The following is a 16799-nucleotide window of genomic DNA, read 5'->3' on the forward strand; positions in this document are numbered from 1 at the left end:
GATGGATTACAATAGTAATAGCTACATTTATCTGTAATAATAACATTAATTACTATCATGGAAGGTTGATTATTGTGTTTATTCATGAAGATATACATAATGAAAAAGGCTTAACCCTAGTTGAATTATTAGTAGCTATAATTATAGTTACTATCATTTTATTGTCATTTTTAACTTTTGTTCTTCAATCAGCAAAAACGGGTAAAAGTTCAGAAAAAATAGTAGATGCCACGTATCTAGCCCAGACAGAAATGGAAAGATTTTATGAGTTAAGTGTACGTATAAATAACAGTGATAGAATATTAGGAATTGAAAATTTAGGATACAGTGTAGTAAGTGCAAATACTGAAGAAGAAATTTTTGAAAAAGCTGACGTTACAAATAATGGTTTTATAAAAGTTAAATTAAAACGGCAAAGTAAATCTACTTATTTATACCACTTAGTTATTGAAGTTTATGATAATAAAGAGGGTCCTCTACGTGTGAAAATGGAAAATATAATAGAATGGAGGTAGTAAAAGTTGAAACGTCTAAAAGAGAATAATGGATTCACTCTAATTGAAATACTTGCAGTAATTATCATTATTTCTTTGTTTATAGGGCTTTTTTCTAATATTTTATTTTCTATCTCTACACAGCATAAAAAACAACTCAATGAAAATATGAATTTAACAGATATATCTTTCGCTTTGAAAACAATAACAAAGGATATAAGGAAATCAAAAAACCCTGTTTGGATTAGTGAAAAGGAAATAGATTTAGATGGAGTTATATATTCATTTGATGAAGATAAGCAAGCTATAAATAAAGATGACAAAATATTTGTCAATCATATTAAAGGTTTTGAAGTTTCGGTAACAAATAACAAATGGGATATAGAAGTTACTAATTTACAAAATAAAAGTGAAAAAACTGAGATAATTATTAGAAAAGGTGACTGAATTGTTTAAATATAAATATAGAGCACATCTTACTAAAAAGGAAAATGGTTTTACTCTCATAAGTGCTTTGCTATTGCTGATCTTAACTTCAGTTCTCGGACTTGCAATTTTATCAATTACGTGGAATGTATCAAAATTATCTAGCAGTGAGAGGGCTGATCAAACAACATTTTATATTGCAGAGGCTGGTATAGTTACGACTAGAACAGCTATGGAAGAAAAAATTAAAAAAATATATAACGAAGCTTATGATGAAACACTTAGAAAAAAAAATATATATGAGAATCTACCTTTGGAGCAACAAACTGGATTTAATTTTAAAGAAATTTTAAAGAATGAATTCAATAATAGAATTAATACTCAAATTAAAGATAAGGAAGTAATTATAGTTGACTCTTTTGAAGAAAACTATGATGACAATAATAGCTTGGTAAGACCACAAGCTACAGTTAATTTTATTAAAAAAAGTATAGATCCCTTTAAATATACAATTGAATCTACAGGGAAAATTGGAAAACAGGTCCGAAAGGCTAGTCAAGACTTTATCGTCGATTTAGGACTTGGAGATACTGAAGAGGGGTCACCCGAGGATCCGTTGCCTGATGATAATGAGTATGAAAACTTAGCCTTGTATGTGAATAAAACAATTGAATTGTCCGGAAGTGCTACTATCAATGGGAATGTTGCTTTAGGAGGAGCAAAAGATAATTTCAAAAAATGCTTAGACTGGAAAAATGAAGTAATTATGTGCGGTGGTACAAAACATAACGGAGAAATTATTTCAAACGTAAAGAGAATATATGAACTTCCAGATTATCCAGTCATACCCACCTATAATATACCGAAAGATTTGGTAGTGTCGAAAAACCCACATGAATCAACGTATGTTATTAAAGATGGTAATTTGCTAATCAATAACTACTTAACAAATAATTATATATTGAAAATGAGTGAATTAGGTGACAATAACGGGAATTTACAGTTTAAAAACCTAATCATTAATAGCAATAATAAATTAATTATTGACGTCGGCTCAACTGATAAAGCCTTAGTAATTGATAAACTAGATTTAAGTGGGCATATAGAAGTTATAGGAACAGGGAAACTTACGTTATATGTTAAAAACTCCATTGGAATATATAGCTCTAGTAAGATTAATGATAATAGTAAAAACGTAGACAAAATTAAAATCTTTTACAGTGGAGCTGAAGAAATTAAAACTTCAGGTGGAGAATACATTTATGGTTCCATTTATGCTAAAAGGGCAAATATTAACCTCGGGGCTGGTGGGGGTGGATACTTTGGGGATATTTATACAGGTGGTTCTAGCTTTAAAATCAGCGGTGGTGTAAAAGGATATACTAATTTATATCTTGCTCCTAATGCTCATTTTGATCTTTCAGGTGGCGGACAAGTTAATGGATTGATAGTTGCAAATACTTTCTCGGCAAGTGGTGGTACCGTTCTTACTCATGGAAAAGTAATACCTCAATTTGAACCTAAAAAAGAGATTTTTATCCCTGCTAAACAAAATGAAGTTGATTTAATAGAAAGAGAAGTATTGATAGAAAAATAAAAGGGAAATGGGAATTATGTTGTTAACCTTCTGGTTCATAACTTTAATTCCTTTTTTTTTTTCATAATTATTCAATAAAAGTTCCTTGATGTAGATATACATCCGATATACATAATTGTTTTCTCACAATAGAAAGTTATTAGATATATTACTGTAAATTTATAACTTATTCCTATTTAGTTTTACTACTATAGTTTCTAGCACAAGAAGTATATGGCTGTAAATTAAATGCTTTTTATGTAATCATAGTATTATATATTCCATAAATTACTTGTATTCGACAGCTTATTCGTATATAAATAAGTAAAAAGGTTTATAAAGATGGAATCAAAAAAATTATTCTGTACTTCATTTCGAAGGAATGTAGTTAAAAAGACTAATTATGAGGTTCTTTTTAACTATTTCATGGATAGGTTTAAAGGAGTGCGATTTATGAAGTTTAATTTTAAAAAAAAGTTATTATATTTTCTATTCATTTTCTTTTTAATCTCAATTCCTATTCGAAGTTTGTCTCCCTTGAGTGCCGAGGCTAACAATAATCCTGCTTCTTCCATTGGAGGATTCGAGGTCCATTCCTCAGAAAAGGCAGAAATAATTTCCTTCCTAAATAAAAAGATCAACGAATGGGAGGCTAATATTCCTGTAGTTAATGACAATGGAGAAGAATTAACTCTGCAAGCAGAATGGTTCACTTTTAATGTAGAAGAAACTGTCGATAAATTTTTGTCAAGAACAGAGAAATCCTGGTTCACTTTTTGGAAAACTTCATCAGTAGTTCATTTACCAATAGAATTTACTATGAGTCAAGAGGTTAATAGGGTAATAGAAAAACAGTCTCACCTAAATGCAGAGCAAACTTTAATGAATATAAGAGAAAAAGTAGGAATCCTTTCTAGTGAGCCTATAGAAAGCGTTCCAATAGACTTATCCCTAATACCATTAGAGCGTGTTGCTTTTACTCTCGAAGAAATTTTGATAAATACTACGAGTTTAAATGATATCGTTACCGTTCTTAATGAACAAATTATCGGGAGTGAGGAAGTGTTTTCTCTAAAAGAGAGAATAGAGAAAATAAATATTGCCCCCTCTGATGAAACGTTAAATTTTGTGGCATCCGTTCTATACAGTGTAGTACTTAAAACTGATTTTGATATAGTGGAACGTCATTCTCAAGGAGTGCTTCCACCTTATTTGGAGGCAGGCATCGAAGCAGAAATTAGTAATAGTAAAGATTTTAAGTTTATAAATACGACTGATCAACCGGCTAGCTTAAAATTTAGTGTGAAGGACAACAGTTTCTTAGTAGAAATCTATGCTGTCCCCACTGAAACTGAAGGAAAGTATCAGGTTAGAGGACGGCAGGAAATTAAACCAAGAACCATTTATAGATATTCGCCTGACTTAGCACCAGGTGAAGAACAGCTAGTAGAAGAGGGAAAGCCAGGATTGAGAGTATCTGTTTATCGTACAATTTCAGATAAAGTAGGGCCGTTTGAAAATGAAGAGCTCGTATCACAAGATTATTATCCTCCTAAAAATAGAATTATTATTAAATCAGTGATTGTACCAGAAACACCGACTGTTCAGGATCCAGACCTGGAAATTGATTTAAATGGAGATGGCTTAGCAGATATTTCGAAAGAGGGCGATGAGGTCTCGACAGCCCCTTCTACTTCCAATACAACAAATAATGAAAACACAGAGGAACTACCTGAGGGAAGTTATTATGACAAGGCAGGAAACATCATAGATGGATCTAAATAATTTTTAGGGGTGGTAAACTGTGAAAATGAATGCCCGTAAACGCTTAGGAGATTTATTAGTAGAATCAAATGTAATTAGCAATCAACAGTTGGAATATGCATTAACACATAAAAGTCGTGAAGAAAAGTTAGGGGATTTTCTTATTAAAGAAAACCTCTTAACAGAACAACAATTAATAGAAGTATTAGAATTCCAATTAGGAATTCCACATGTGAATCTAAATCAATATTCAATAGAACCTGAATTGATTCAATTAGTCCCTAAAGAATTGGCGAAGCGGACATATATCATGCCACTTAAAAAGGACCGAAATAAATTATTAATTGCGATGGCTGATCCAATGGACTATTTTGCAATTGAAGAAGTTAGAATGGCAACTGGCTGCCAAATCGAAACAAGTATTGCCGCTAAGGATGATATATATCGAACTATAACTAAATATTATGACTTGCAGGAATCAATGGAACAAGCATTGATCGATATGTCACCAAAAGAGATAGAAAATGATACTCAGATTACTGATGAGGATTCACCTATCGTACGTTTAGTAAATCAAATCGTTGCGAATGGAGTTGCTCAAAGGGCAAGTGATATTCACTTTGACCCACAGGAGAATGATCTCCGTGTACGTTACAGAGTAGACGGAATGTTGAAGTCAGAGCGTTCTCTTCCAAAATATATGCAAAATGTCGTGTTAGCTCGTATAAAAATTATGGGGAATTTGAATATAACCGAAAATCGTATTCCACAGGATGGACGTATCAAGCTGACAGTCAATATGAAAGCAATTGATATCCGATTAGCTACTCTTCCAACAATATATGGTGAAAAGGTTGTAATGAGGATATTAGATCTAAGCAGTGCTTTAAATAGCTTAGGAAAGCTAGGCTTCAATGATAGTAATTTAACTGCTTTTAGCAAAATGATTGAGCGTCCAAATGGGATTGTTCTTTTAACTGGTCCTACTGGCTCTGGTAAATCTTCCACTCTATATGCTGCATTGAATCAGTTAAATGATGAAAATGTGAATATTATTACGGTAGAAGATCCGGTGGAATATCAATTGGATGGGATCAATCAAATTCAAGTGCGGGAAGAAGTAGGTTTAACTTTTGCTGTTGGGCTAAGATCTATATTACGTCAAGACCCAGACATAGTAATGGTTGGTGAAATCCGAGATCTAGAAACAGCTCAAATTGCAGTAAGAGCATCATTGACTGGCCATTTGGTCTTAAGTACTCTTCATACGAATAGCGCAGTAGAATCGGTGTCTCGCCTTAAGGATATGGGAGTTGAGCCATTCCTTCTTTCCTCGTCATTAGTAGGAATAGTAGCACAACGTTTAGTACGTAAAATTTGCAGAGATTGTGGAGAGATGAAAGCTCCAAATGAAAGAGAAAAAGAAATTTTTGCTGAACGAGGCATACAGATTGAACAAATTCGAAAAGGTAGAGGCTGTCCTGCCTGTAACCAAACTGGGTATAGAGGCCGTTTAGCAATTCACGAGGTTTTAGTGGTGGATGAATTTGTTAAGGGTCTTATTTTAACTTCTAAAAGCCCATCATTAATTAAAGAGCATATGAAAAAAACAGGGTTCTCTAGTCTGCTAGAGGATGGGCTGCTTAAGGTTAAAAATGGATTAACTACGACTGAAGAAGTGTTACGCGTGGCAACTGTAAATTGAGGTGTGAAAAATGAAAAATTCTATTATTTATTTACTCGAAAAATCTTTTGAGGACAAAGCTTCGGATTTACATCTTACTGTTGGGTTGCCTCCTGTATTTCGAATGAACGGATCATTAAAAGCTTTTGGAGACATACAGCTAAACACAATCGATACAGCAGATATGTTAAAAGAAGTATTAGAGCCTTCTAAGATAGAGGAATTTGAAGAAAAAGGAGAAATCGATTTTAGTTATGAGCTGCCAGGTCTATGTCGATTCCGTATAAATGCATATCATCAACAAGGGCAGGTATCTATTGCCGCTCGAATGATTGAATCTAAGATTCCTGCAATAGAGAGCTTGGGAATGCCGAATGTTTTATATTCATTGGCGGACAAGCCTCAGGGTTTAATTCTTGTAACAGGACCAACTGGCTCAGGTAAGTCTACAACATTGGCATCTATGATTGACTATATTAATACTACAAAAGCTATGCACATTATTACGTTAGAGGATCCAATTGAGTATGTTCATAAGCATAAGAAATCAGTAATCAATCAACGAGAAGTAGGGTCGGACACTTTAAGTTTTGCTAATGGATTAAGAGCTGCTTTAAGGCAAGATCCAGACGTAATCTTAGTTGGAGAGATGAGAGATTTGGAGACAATTTCCACCGCTATTACGGCAGCGGAAACGGGACATTTAGTAATGGCAACGCTTCACACGAGTAGTGCTCCTACTACAATCGACCGAATTATTGATGTGTTTCCTCCACACCAGCAGGGGCAGATTCGTATTCAGCTAGCTAATGTCTTGCAAGGCATTATTTCTCAAAGATTATTTATCCAAAATGACGGCATGGGGCGTGTGGCGGCAACAGAAATATTAGTTCAAACACCTTCTGTAGCAAACCTTATCCGAAATGAAAAAGTACATCAAATCCAGAACGTCATGCAAACGAGTCGAGCATTAGGTATGCATACTTTAGAGGCATCAGTTCAATCATTATTGAATAGCGGAAAGATTTCTCTAGAAGTAGCTAAGCCCTTTTTAAATGTAGGTGAATATTAATGGTAGTTTTCAAGTATAACGGTCGAACCTCTCATGGAAGTTTAAAAAAAGGCATTATCGAAGCCACTAATAAACAAGCAGCTGTAGCTAAATTACGATCTCAAGGAATTAATCCTAGGGAGCTTGAGGAGTCTAAAAGTATTCTTCACAAAGAATTATCCCTTGGTGGCAAGGTTAAAAATGAACATTTTGTTATCTACGCTAGACAATTTGCTACACTAATCCGTGCTGGAGTCTCCATCTTGGAATCTACCAAAATTTTAGCTGACCAAACCTCCAGCAAGCCTTTGAAAAAAGGTCTGAGAGATGTAGAAGAAGATGTACGTTCAGGTCTTTCTTTTTCAGAAGCAGCAGCTAAATACCCTAAGGTTTTCCCTGCTTTGTTTGTTAATATGATTCGAGCTGGAGAAGCGACGGGTAACCTAGATGAATCATTAGAAAGACTGGCCTTTTCTTATGAAAAGCAATTTAACTTGAAAAAGAAGGTTCAATCTACACTTGCGTATCCTGTTATTTTACTAGTACTGACGATTATTGTATCTGTATTTTTAATGCTTACAATTGTTCCTCAATTTGTCACCATGTTCAATGACATGGGGGCAGAGCTACCACTAATAACGAAAATGGTAATGGGATTCAGTGAATCACTGCAAAACTCTTGGTATTTCTATTTTGCCGCAATTTTTATCATATTAATAAGCTTTTACTTGCTTTACAACAAGAACACACAATTCTATTATTCTTTTAATGTTTTTTTATTGAAAATGCCAGTGTTTGGGAAGCTACTTCAGAAATCAGCTATTGCAAGAATGACTAGAACGCTTTCCTCATTGTTTAGTAGCTCAGTGCCTATATTACAAGCACTGACAATAGTTGAAAAAGTAATAGGTAACCCTGTTGTGGCTAAAGTAGTTAGTGAATCTAGGACAAGCCTTGAACAAGGAAGCACTTTATCAGCTCCTTTGGAAAAAAGTTGGATTTTCCCTCCTTTAGTAACGCAGATGACAGCTATTGGAGAACAAACCGGATCACTTGATTACATGCTAGAAAAAATAGCAGACTTTTATGAGGATGACGTGGATCGAACGGTTGATACACTCAAATCTTTAATTGAACCATTAATGATTGTCTTTTTAGCTGCAATAGTAGGAACAATTGTAATGGCGATCATGATACCGATGTTTAGTATGTACGAGCAAATTTGATGTAAATTCCCATTTAAGGAGGTGAAATAAAATTACTAAGAATAGAATGCATGAAAATTTAGAGTTAACAACTAAAGGAGGAAATAAAATGAAAAAGACAATAAAATTATTGAAAAACCAAAAGGGTTTAACCTTAATTGAACTTTTAGCCGTTATCGTAATTTTAGCCATAGTTGCAGCAATCGCAGTACCAGCAATAGGTAATATTATAAGTAATTCTAGAGATAAAGCAATTTTAGCAGATGCATCAAATATATTAGCTGGTGCAAAATTAGCAGTAATTGATGGTGCTTGTGGTGAAGCAGACGCTAGCGGTGTTATTACCTGTGAAGCTGGAGTGTTGGAAGATGTAGTAGAAGGAATACCTCAAGATGAATTGACTGGGGCTTCTGTTACGAAGAACGCTGATGGAGTTTGGACAGTAACATATGAAAACCTTGTGAATATTAATAACAGTGAAAAATTCTCAGTTGATGGGTTTGTGGCAGGTACTGATAATTCAATTACTGAAGAAAATCTTAATGAAGCAATGAACCAATAAAAAATGGTACAGCAGGCATTAGTCTGCTGTACTTCTATTAATATTCAATTAATCTCTCCTTTGAGCAAGTGAAATCATTCATTTGTTGAAACGTGAAATTAATCATACTTACGTAAACCATGGAGGATTGACCAAATTGTTCAATAAAAAAAAGAAACGTTTTGTCGTTTTAGACATAAATGAATATGTTATCAGAGCCATTGTCATGAGTACTTCAAATGTGAGTGAAGGAGAGGTTTTTGAGTCTAGTATACCACCTGGAATTATTGATGGAGATGTCATTAAAGATGAAATGGCTTTGTTTGAATTATTAAAAGAGCTTATCCAAAAATGGGGGATAAAAAAGGCCGATGTTCGTTTTTTTGTTCCAGATAGCTCTATTATGATGAAGACATTTGAGCATCCGGGAGACATGGAATCCTCTAGGTTAAAAGGATATGTGGAAATGGAGCTTGGCCGTACAATACATCTTCCCTTTACGCAACCTCTTATAGATGTGTACGATGATACACCGAACGATGGAGAAGCTACACTTTTTGCAGCTCCCTCTGAGGAAGTGACTAAAATGGCAGGCATTTTAGATGATTTGTCTTTGCATCCAACTCATGCAGATATAAAAGCCCTCTCAACTATTCGCTTTTTGGATAAAAGTAAAAGTTTTGTAACAGGTAAGATTTATCTAATTACTGATTGGTCGATTAACGGTATAAATATTTCTATTTATACTCCTGGTAAGCTTGAATTTTTACGCTACCAATCGATAGAAACCTCAATACTAGATTGGAAACCTAGTGAGCAGACGGAGCAAAATCTAGAATTTTATTTTGATGGTGACTTGGAAGAATATCGTGCACAGCTGATCGATCAGATTGCAGAAATTGACCGTATATTAAACTTCTATCGTTTTTCTTTATATAAAGGAGAAAAAGAAGTAAATGAAATTATTATTTTAGGTGATTCTCCGGAAATGGATTATATTGTTTCGCAAATGCGTGTTAATTATGATACTCCTATTCGATTTGTAGATGATAGTAATGTTCAAGCGATTTACCCAAATCTGAAAGCAAAATATATATCTCTTATCGGACTTGTACATAAGGAGGCATTATAATGGTTCCTGAAATTAATTTATTGCCTCCAATAGAAAGACGAAAATCTAGTAATCTTTTAGTGATCATAGGAGCTATCTTAGTAGGATTACTCTTAATTTTTCTATGCATTCAATACTTTTCTTTAAAGAGTGATTTGAAATCTTTGAGTAGTAAGGAAACAGAGATTTCTGTGGAAAGGGACTTGCTGAGCTCTGAGGTTGATGTAATGCAAACAGGAAATCAAGGAAGTCTTTCTTCTTCCGTTACCTTTGTAGAGAGTGTTTCATACCCTGTAAGTCCTTTAATAGATGAAATTCAATCCTTACTAGTAGTAAATACTTATTTGCGTAATTATGAGTTTAATGAAGAAGGAGTTTTACTAAAGGCAGATTTTGAAACAATAACTGAGATATCTGCTTTTATTGAAAAGCTGTTAAATAGCCCTTATTTCCATGATGTTAAGGTTGAAAAACTTTCTAGCTTTGAGCCCTTAGGAGAACAGGATACGGAAAGTGAAACGATTGACTTTGATGCACAATGGAGAAATTCTGTGATTTTATATTTAGAAATCGAGAATGTTTATTTACGAGAAGGGGGTCCCCAAAAGTGAATGAATTAGTAAGTAATAAACAGACAGGATATCTTCTGTTAGTTGCTCTAATAGCAGTATTACTCGGTGCCTTATACTTTTTTCTCATCAATCCATTGAAGGAAGAAAAGGAATCTAAAGAAGTTATTATCAGCAATGTCCGTAATGAAATAGACTTGCTTAGTACGCAGCTAAATACATCGGTAGTGGAGGAAGAAAATACTTTTCTTTTAGAAAAAAAAGTTCCTCTTACACGTGAACTAGATAGGCTTGTTCAATCAATTGAAAAAGTTGAACTAATTAGCGAGGCAAGGATAGCGTCGATTGATTTTAATAATTATGATGAAATCGTGGCAGATTCTTCATTGGCAACTACTGAAACAGAGGTACCTTCAAATGAACCAGTTATAACAGAGGAGGAACTTTTAGATGGAGAGTTAGCGCCTGATACACCAGTCTCGCCAGTAGCTAATACTACACTCCCACCCCAATTAAAGTTAATCACATTTAAAATTACGGTGTTGGCGAAGGACTATGATCACCTAAGTACATTTATCAAAGAGATTGAAAGCTTAGAGCGTATTTATCGGATAGATGAAATTGAATTTTCACTAGCTGGAGAAGAAGAACTCTATGATAGAGATACTCAGGAGGCTGTAAGTGCAACTATTCAAGTCACCACATTCTATTATGGGGATGAATAATTTTACCTTCTTCTTGTTTAAATCTTATCTTCTCTCATTTTAATAGATAATAAAGCATGGATTGGAAGAATATATATGTCGATATCTCAAGTGTGTATTTATATAGCTGTATATATCTTTCCGGCCCTATTTTTGTTTGGTTTAGCATGTGTCGTAATGTCCCGGCAGTCAAGGCGGCTGGAAAATAGATTGGTAGCTGCCATTTTGACAACCTACAGTATCTTTTTTTTCATCGAGTTCTTTCGGCATCTTCTCCCCATTGAATATAGCTCTCCAATATCGGGGGTTGTTTTTAGCCTTATTGGTTTGTTAATAGTGGGGTTCTCCTTTCATTTGTATATCCATGTTGCCAACATACAAAAGCGGTTACATAAGTTTGGTTATCCATTTATCTTTTATTTCCCTCTTTTATTGATACTGGTTGTTCAAGTTCTTTTATTGGGAGAGCTTCCTTCTTTTATACATGAGCATAAAGGTATTTGGTATGTGCCTGTATTTAACGGTGTATATTACACCATGTTGACCTTTTCAGGTATCTTGAATATCTCGATGTTAGTAATTTTATTACTCGGGTTGCGTAAGGCGAAGAATATACAGCGACACAAAATGTTACATTTCTTGATAGTTTGCACGGTATTATCTCTTACAATAAAGATTGGGCTGGGATATCCAAATTTTGGAGAGTATATACCACCTTATCCGTTTCTCTACGAAGGAATCGTATTTTCTGTTTTTATCGCATTTTCCTTCCTGCATAATGATTTGTTACCGAATATATCGAGGCGTTACCGAACACTGTTCGATATTAGTCCTATTCCTATCATAATTGTAGATGGAAACTTAGATATATTAGAGATTAATAAACAAGGCAGATTCCTCCTTAATATGAGTGATAGTATAGATAAGAACTTGCTGAAATATGCTCAGACGGATCATAACAAAAATGTAGTTCGGAGGCTAATTTACGAACTTCAACAAACAGGAACGCTTCGAGATTACCCCTTAGCATTAGATAATCTATTTATGGATGGAATCTTACATTTTTCTATAGATGCTAAGTATGTAGTCACGGGTAAGGAAAGAACATACTACGCTATGCTTCGAGATGTAACTAGCGAGGTTGAAAAGGAAAAGATGATTATGCATATGGCCTACCATGATGTGCTTACGGATTTGCATAATCGGGCATTTTTTGTCACTCATATTAACAAGAGACTCATAGAGTTATCAAGAAGACCATCAATTGAGGCATATTTTATTTTGCTAGATTTAAATCATTTTAAAACGATTAATGATAGCTTTGGTCACAATATTGGGGATCAGGTGCTCCAATATACTGCGGAATTATTAAAAGATGCAGTAAGTGAAAGAGATTTAATAGCACGTTTTGGTGGCGATGAATTTGTATTATTTTTAGACAATTTTCCATCGCGTGAAGTATTTGACGCTTGGCTCTTGAGATTGCGTAGAACATTTAGCGAAAATAAATTTACATATAATAATATTCAGATTGAGATAACACCAAGTATCGGAGTATCCTTTTGCCCCGATCAAGGAGTAACTTTTGAGGATCTTTTTCACGAAGCTGACTTGAATATGTACGAAGATAAAGAAAGCTTAAAAAGCAGGAAATAGGGTGTTTGGATGGAAATAGTAATTGCAGTGTTGATTTTTGTATATGGATTGATTTTTGGCTCCTTTTACAATGTGGTTGGTCTAAGAGTACCTAAGGGTGAGTCTATTGTTCGGCCACCTTCTCATTGCACTATATGTAATAGAAATTTAACAGCAAGAGACTTAGTGCCTGTATTTTCTTATGTCTTTTTGAAGGGGAAATGTCGAGGTTGTGGAACTAAAATCCATTGGGTATACCCTGTTATTGAGCTTTCTACTGGCCTATTTTTTACCTTTGCTTATATTCAGCTTGGTTTTACATGGGAATTGCTTGTTGCTCTTTTGTTTATTTCGTTATTAATAATTATCACCGTTTCAGATATCGCGTATATGCTTATACCGGATAAAATCCTTTTGTTCTTTTTAATACCATTGGTGATTGGTAGGTTTTTTTCACCTTTAACGCCGTGGTGGGATAGCATTGTTGGAGCGGTCATTGGGTTCGGGATTTTATTTTTAATCGCTATTGTGTCGAAAGGAGGAATGGGCGGTGGTGATATTAAGCTGTTTTTCGTCATCGGCCTTGTGTTAGGAACAACTCCTACTTTAGTGACATTATTTTTAGCCTCTATTATTGGAACTGTGGTTGGGGTTATCACGCTTCGAATCTCTAAGCAAGGTAGAAAAACACCTATTCCATTTGGACCGTCTATTGCAGTTGCCGCTATTATTTCTTATTTTTATGCAGAGTCAATTGTCGATTGGTATATCAATTTGTTTTTTTAACTCGATAAATTTTAAGGACAGGCCGACAAAGGTCTTGTCCTTTTTTATATGGTGAATGGTAAAGTGGTCAAAAAGAGGTGATTGTATGCCATTTAGAAAAAAAAATCCTAAAAAAATGGTTTTGCTGGCAGGATTACAAGGACTTGTTATAGGTGTGGTAGGTGTTTTATTGTTTGGTTTATTTTTGAATATGGCTAACGATCGAAAGTTAGAGGGAGAGGGAAAAGAAAAGAACGAAACAGAGACCCCAGTAACCGGAAAGGAAAATGCACCCGAGGGAGATAAGATAGATGTATCTGCAAATCCATCGCTGACTTTCAAGGCTAGGCAATATGGAATGTTTTCCACGAAAGAAAGTGCAATTTCCTTTATGGCGGTTGAGCCATCCTTAGAAAGAGCAGGGATAGTTCAAGCAGAGGGACAGTTTTACATTTGGAGTGATTTATATGTGAATGAAGCTTCAGCAGTAAGTTCAGAGGCATTGCCTTCATTTGTAAAGAATTTCTATGTATCTACTAGTGCGTGTGAGAATCCAAAAGTTAAAAATTTAATGACTCTATTAACAGAAGAAAACTTATCTAAAAATTTTTTTGATTCTATTGCAAGCAAGGATAAATATCCTGAAGACCTAGCAACAATCGTGCAAGCGGTAACAACGTTTTCAGACAATCCTTCAGTCATCCGACTGCATGTTTTTACACATTATTTGGAACAAAATAATTGTGTAAAATTAAGTTTTGAAGCCTGAAAACAGTTCAAAATGAAATAGTCGCGTTTTTTATACAATTTTCATTTTCTCCATTATTTTGTATGCTTAGAAAAAGGAGGAGATACAATGAAAGTTATTGCAAACAATAAAATTATATTAGCTAGTGAGTCACCGAGAAGAAAGGAGCTTTTCTCTCGATTAGGAGTGCCTTTTGAGGTGAAGGCGTCAGGTATAAAGGAGGAAATCGAAGGGGAATTACCACCAGAGGAATTTGCTCTAGCAATTGCTACAAAAAAAGCTGATGAAATAGTACAACGAAATAAGGAAGCAATTGTGATTGCAGCAGACACAACAGTTTACTTAGGAGAAACGTTATTATCTAAGCCTGTAGATAATAATCAGGCGAGAGAGTTTCTTCGGGCTCTGTCCGGCAAAGAGCATAGGGTAATTACAGGTGTGTCTATTCGCGGAGCAGGTCTGTCAATCGGCTTTGCAGAAACGACAACCGTTACATTTTATGAGCTGACAGATGATCAAATTGATGCTTATGTTGCTACAGGAGATTCTCTTGATAAAGCGGGGGCTTATGGGATTCAGACGCTGGGTGGGATGTTTGTAGAAAAGATTAATGGAGACTACAATAATGTGGTAGGTCTACCACTCAGCCGATTGTTCCATGCACTTCTTACTTTAAACGTTATCCAAATAGATAAGGAGGATTTTCTATGACTGTAAATACTCCGCCTTCTTTGATGATTAGGGATGTACATATTGCCGATAGGCCTAGAGAAAGATTGATCAGACAGGGTGCAGAAAGCTTATCTAACCAAGAACTGCTAGCCATCTTGCTTCGTACAGGAACGAAGCAAGAGTCTGTTCTACACCTAGCCAATCGTGTACTTGGTTTTTTTGAACAAATTCAAGAATTAAAAAATGCTACGATGGAAGAAATGATGACAGTTAAAGGCATAGGCCAGGCAAAGGCTGTTCAGTTATTAGCGGCAGTTGAACTAGGAAAAAGATTGTCTCAGCAAAAAACAAATGAAAAGTTTACTATTAGGTCCCCGAAAGATGCAGCCACTTATTTGATGCCCGAGATGTCCTCCCTCACTCAAGAACACTTCGTAACTTTGTTTCTAAATGTCAAAAACCAAATATTACACAAGCAAACCATTTTCATCGGCTCATTAAATGCTTCCATTGTTCATCCAAGGGAAATATTTCGAGAAGCGGTAAAACGTTCAGCCGCCTCCATTATTTGTGCACACAACCATCCTTCAGGTAACCCGTCTCCTTCGACAGAAGACATCGATGTGACTAAGCGTCTCATGGAGGCTGGAAGGCTGATGGGCATTGAACTTCTTGACCATGTAATCATTGGAGATCATCAATTTATCAGCTTAAAAGAAAAGGGGTATATGTGACACTGTGCATTTTCCTTTCTTTCCGTTATAATAAGTGTTATTACTTAAAGAATAAGTGAAACTTGTTTGGGATAGAAAGGGAGTAAAAAATAGTGTTTGGATTTGGATCAAGAGACGTAGGAATAGACTTAGGAACAGCGAATACGCTTGTTTTCATTAAGGGGAAGGGCATTGTATTAAGAGAGCCCTCCGTTGTAGCTAAAAACGTACAAAATGGTGATATTGTAGCAGTAGGTAATGATGCTAAAAACATGATTGGCCGTACTCCTGGTTCTATAGTGGCGATTCGCCCAATGAAGGATGGGGTTATCGCTGACTTTGATACTACATCTGCAATGATAGAATACTACTTAAAAAATGCGATGAAGGCATCTGGAATGTCTTGGAGTAAGCCAAATGTCATGATTTGTGTTCCTTTTGGCATCACTTCTGTAGAACAACGTGCAGTTATTGATGCTGCAAAGCAAGCTGGAGCTCGTGAAGCTCTAACAATCGAAGAGCCGTTCGCTGCTGCGATTGGTGCTAATTTGCCAGTTTGGGAACCTACGGGAAGTATGGTCGTTGATATAGGTGGGGGAACTACAGAAGTTGCTGTTATTTCTCTAGGCGGTGTTGTTACTAGTGAATCTGTACGTGTTGGCGGAGACGCAATGGACCAAGCAATCACTAGCTATGTACGTAAAACTTATAATTTAACGATTGGTGAACGTACTGCTGAAGCTATTAAAATGGAAATCGGTTCTGCACGTGTGATGGAAGCAGAAGAAATGATGGATATTCGCGGACGTGATTTAGTAACAGGCTTACCAAAAACTATTGAAATTTCCTCCAAGGAAATTGCTAGTGCTTTACGCGAATCAATTGCTTCAATTATCGATGGAGTGAAAAAAACGTTGGAACAGACTCCTCCAGAATTATCTGCGGACGTTATGGAGCGTGGAATCATGCTAACTGGTGGTGGAGCATTGCTACGTAACTTAGACAAGGTAATTAGCGATCAAACGAATATGCCTGTATTTATAGCTGAAAATCCGTTAGATTGTGTTGCAATTGGGACTGGTAAAGCGTTAGATCATATGGGATTATTAAAACGTCAACAAACAAAAGGTTAAGGGGAAGT

17 protein-coding genes are annotated in these 16799 nt (G+C 35.3%); all 17 read left to right on the top strand.

Annotated elements, in window-relative coordinates; translation table 11 throughout:
* Nucleotides 1-74 precede the first annotated feature (74 nt).
* The gene (locus D0S48_RS00210; protein ID WP_191963844.1) at nucleotides 75-515 is read left to right on the top strand and encodes a type IV pilus modification PilV family protein; all 441 of its coding nucleotides are present in this window, start codon (nucleotides 75-77) and stop codon (nucleotides 513-515) included.
* Between the two features lie 6 nt (nucleotides 516-521).
* Nucleotides 522-941, top strand: a complete 420-nt coding sequence (locus D0S48_RS00215; protein ID WP_151109302.1) for a prepilin-type N-terminal cleavage/methylation domain-containing protein — start codon at nucleotides 522-524, stop codon at nucleotides 939-941.
* A 1-nt stretch (nucleotide 942) separates the two neighbouring features.
* Complete coding sequence (locus tag D0S48_RS00220; RefSeq protein ID WP_151109304.1) at nucleotides 943-2517, top strand: DUF7305 domain-containing protein; 1575 nt, start codon at nucleotides 943-945, stop codon at nucleotides 2515-2517.
* A gap of 432 nt (nucleotides 2518-2949) precedes the next feature.
* Nucleotides 2950-4281, top strand: coding sequence for a VanW family protein (locus D0S48_RS00225; RefSeq protein ID WP_191963845.1), 1332 nt, complete (start codon nucleotides 2950-2952; stop codon nucleotides 4279-4281).
* 25 nt (nucleotides 4282-4306) lie between these two features.
* The gene (locus D0S48_RS00230; protein ID WP_191963908.1) at nucleotides 4307-5965 is read left to right on the top strand and encodes a GspE/PulE family protein; all 1659 of its coding nucleotides are present in this window, start codon (nucleotides 4307-4309) and stop codon (nucleotides 5963-5965) included.
* A 10-nt stretch (nucleotides 5966-5975) separates the two neighbouring features.
* Nucleotides 5976-7016 (top strand): type IV pilus twitching motility protein PilT, encoded by a 1041-nt coding sequence (locus D0S48_RS00235; protein WP_151109310.1) that lies wholly within the window; start codon nucleotides 5976-5978, stop codon nucleotides 7014-7016.
* On the top strand, nucleotides 7016-8221 hold the full coding sequence (locus tag D0S48_RS00240; RefSeq protein ID WP_151109312.1) for a type II secretion system F family protein: 1206 nt from the start codon (nucleotides 7016-7018) through the stop codon (nucleotides 8219-8221). The genes D0S48_RS00235 and D0S48_RS00240 overlap by 1 nt, the downstream gene beginning before the upstream one ends.
* An 88-nt stretch (nucleotides 8222-8309) precedes the next feature.
* The gene (locus D0S48_RS00245) at nucleotides 8310-8762 is read left to right on the top strand and encodes a prepilin-type N-terminal cleavage/methylation domain-containing protein (RefSeq protein WP_151109314.1); all 453 of its coding nucleotides are present in this window, start codon (nucleotides 8310-8312) and stop codon (nucleotides 8760-8762) included.
* Nucleotides 8763-8898: 136 nt separating this feature from the next.
* Nucleotides 8899-9873, top strand: coding sequence for a type IV pilus biogenesis protein PilM (gene pilM, locus D0S48_RS00250; RefSeq protein WP_151109316.1), 975 nt, complete (start codon nucleotides 8899-8901; stop codon nucleotides 9871-9873).
* Complete coding sequence (locus tag D0S48_RS00255) at nucleotides 9873-10463, top strand: PilN domain-containing protein (RefSeq protein ID WP_151109317.1); 591 nt, start codon at nucleotides 9873-9875, stop codon at nucleotides 10461-10463. The genes pilM and D0S48_RS00255 overlap by 1 nt, the downstream gene beginning before the upstream one ends.
* On the top strand, nucleotides 10460-11146 hold the full coding sequence (locus D0S48_RS00260; RefSeq protein WP_151109319.1) for a potassium transporter: 687 nt from the start codon (nucleotides 10460-10462) through the stop codon (nucleotides 11144-11146). The genes D0S48_RS00255 and D0S48_RS00260 overlap by 4 nt, the downstream gene beginning before the upstream one ends.
* A gap of 75 nt (nucleotides 11147-11221) precedes the next feature.
* Complete coding sequence (locus tag D0S48_RS00265) at nucleotides 11222-12781, top strand: sensor domain-containing diguanylate cyclase (protein ID WP_151109322.1); 1560 nt, start codon at nucleotides 11222-11224, stop codon at nucleotides 12779-12781.
* A gap of 9 nt (nucleotides 12782-12790) precedes the next feature.
* Entirely contained in the window at nucleotides 12791-13546 is a 756-nt protein-coding gene (locus D0S48_RS00270) for a prepilin peptidase (RefSeq protein WP_144535703.1), read from the top strand.
* 85 nt (nucleotides 13547-13631) lie between these two features.
* On the top strand, nucleotides 13632-14294 hold the full coding sequence (locus D0S48_RS00275) for a hypothetical protein (protein WP_151109324.1): 663 nt from the start codon (nucleotides 13632-13634) through the stop codon (nucleotides 14292-14294).
* A gap of 87 nt (nucleotides 14295-14381) precedes the next feature.
* Nucleotides 14382-14984: a Maf family protein gene (locus tag D0S48_RS00280; RefSeq protein WP_151109326.1), complete on the top strand. Its 603-nt coding sequence runs from the start codon at nucleotides 14382-14384 to the stop codon at nucleotides 14982-14984.
* A complete protein-coding gene (radC, locus tag D0S48_RS00285; protein WP_151109328.1) occupies nucleotides 14981-15679 on the top strand; it encodes a RadC family protein in 699 nt (232 codons plus the stop codon). The genes D0S48_RS00280 and radC overlap by 4 nt, the downstream gene beginning before the upstream one ends.
* Before the next feature lie 92 nt (nucleotides 15680-15771).
* A complete protein-coding gene (locus D0S48_RS00290) occupies nucleotides 15772-16791 on the top strand; it encodes a rod shape-determining protein (protein ID WP_144535710.1) in 1020 nt (339 codons plus the stop codon).
* The last annotated feature ends 8 nt before the right edge of the window (nucleotides 16792-16799 follow it).

This window comes from Psychrobacillus sp. AK 1817 (assembly GCF_008807035.1).
Classification (GTDB): domain Bacteria; phylum Bacillota; class Bacilli; order Bacillales_A; family Planococcaceae; genus Psychrobacillus; species Psychrobacillus faecigallinarum.

What these genes read in the sequence shown, in the direction of transcription:
- D0S48_RS00245 (WP_151109314.1), top strand. Translation starts at nt 8,310, where the DNA reads ATGAAAAAGACAATAAAATTATTGAAAAACCAAAAGGGTTTAACCTTA.
- D0S48_RS00235 (WP_151109310.1), top strand. Translation starts at nt 5,976, where the DNA reads ATGAAAAATTCTATTATTTATTTACTCGAAAAATCTTTTGAGGACAAA.
- D0S48_RS00255 (WP_151109317.1), top strand. Translation starts at nt 9,873, where the DNA reads ATGGTTCCTGAAATTAATTTATTGCCTCCAATAGAAAGACGAAAATCT.
- D0S48_RS00265 (WP_151109322.1), top strand. Translation starts at nt 11,222, where the DNA reads ATGTCGATATCTCAAGTGTGTATTTATATAGCTGTATATATCTTTCCG.
- D0S48_RS00225 (WP_191963845.1), top strand. Translation starts at nt 2,950, where the DNA reads ATGAAGTTTAATTTTAAAAAAAAGTTATTATATTTTCTATTCATTTTC.
- D0S48_RS00280 (WP_151109326.1), top strand. Translation starts at nt 14,382, where the DNA reads ATGAAAGTTATTGCAAACAATAAAATTATATTAGCTAGTGAGTCACCG.
- D0S48_RS00240 (WP_151109312.1), top strand. Translation starts at nt 7,016, where the DNA reads ATGGTAGTTTTCAAGTATAACGGTCGAACCTCTCATGGAAGTTTAAAA.
- D0S48_RS00275 (WP_151109324.1), top strand. Translation starts at nt 13,632, where the DNA reads ATGCCATTTAGAAAAAAAAATCCTAAAAAAATGGTTTTGCTGGCAGGA.
- D0S48_RS00270 (WP_144535703.1), top strand. Translation starts at nt 12,791, where the DNA reads ATGGAAATAGTAATTGCAGTGTTGATTTTTGTATATGGATTGATTTTT.
- D0S48_RS00230 (WP_191963908.1), top strand. Translation starts at nt 4,307, where the DNA reads ATGAATGCCCGTAAACGCTTAGGAGATTTATTAGTAGAATCAAATGTA.
- radC (WP_151109328.1), top strand. Translation starts at nt 14,981, where the DNA reads ATGACTGTAAATACTCCGCCTTCTTTGATGATTAGGGATGTACATATT.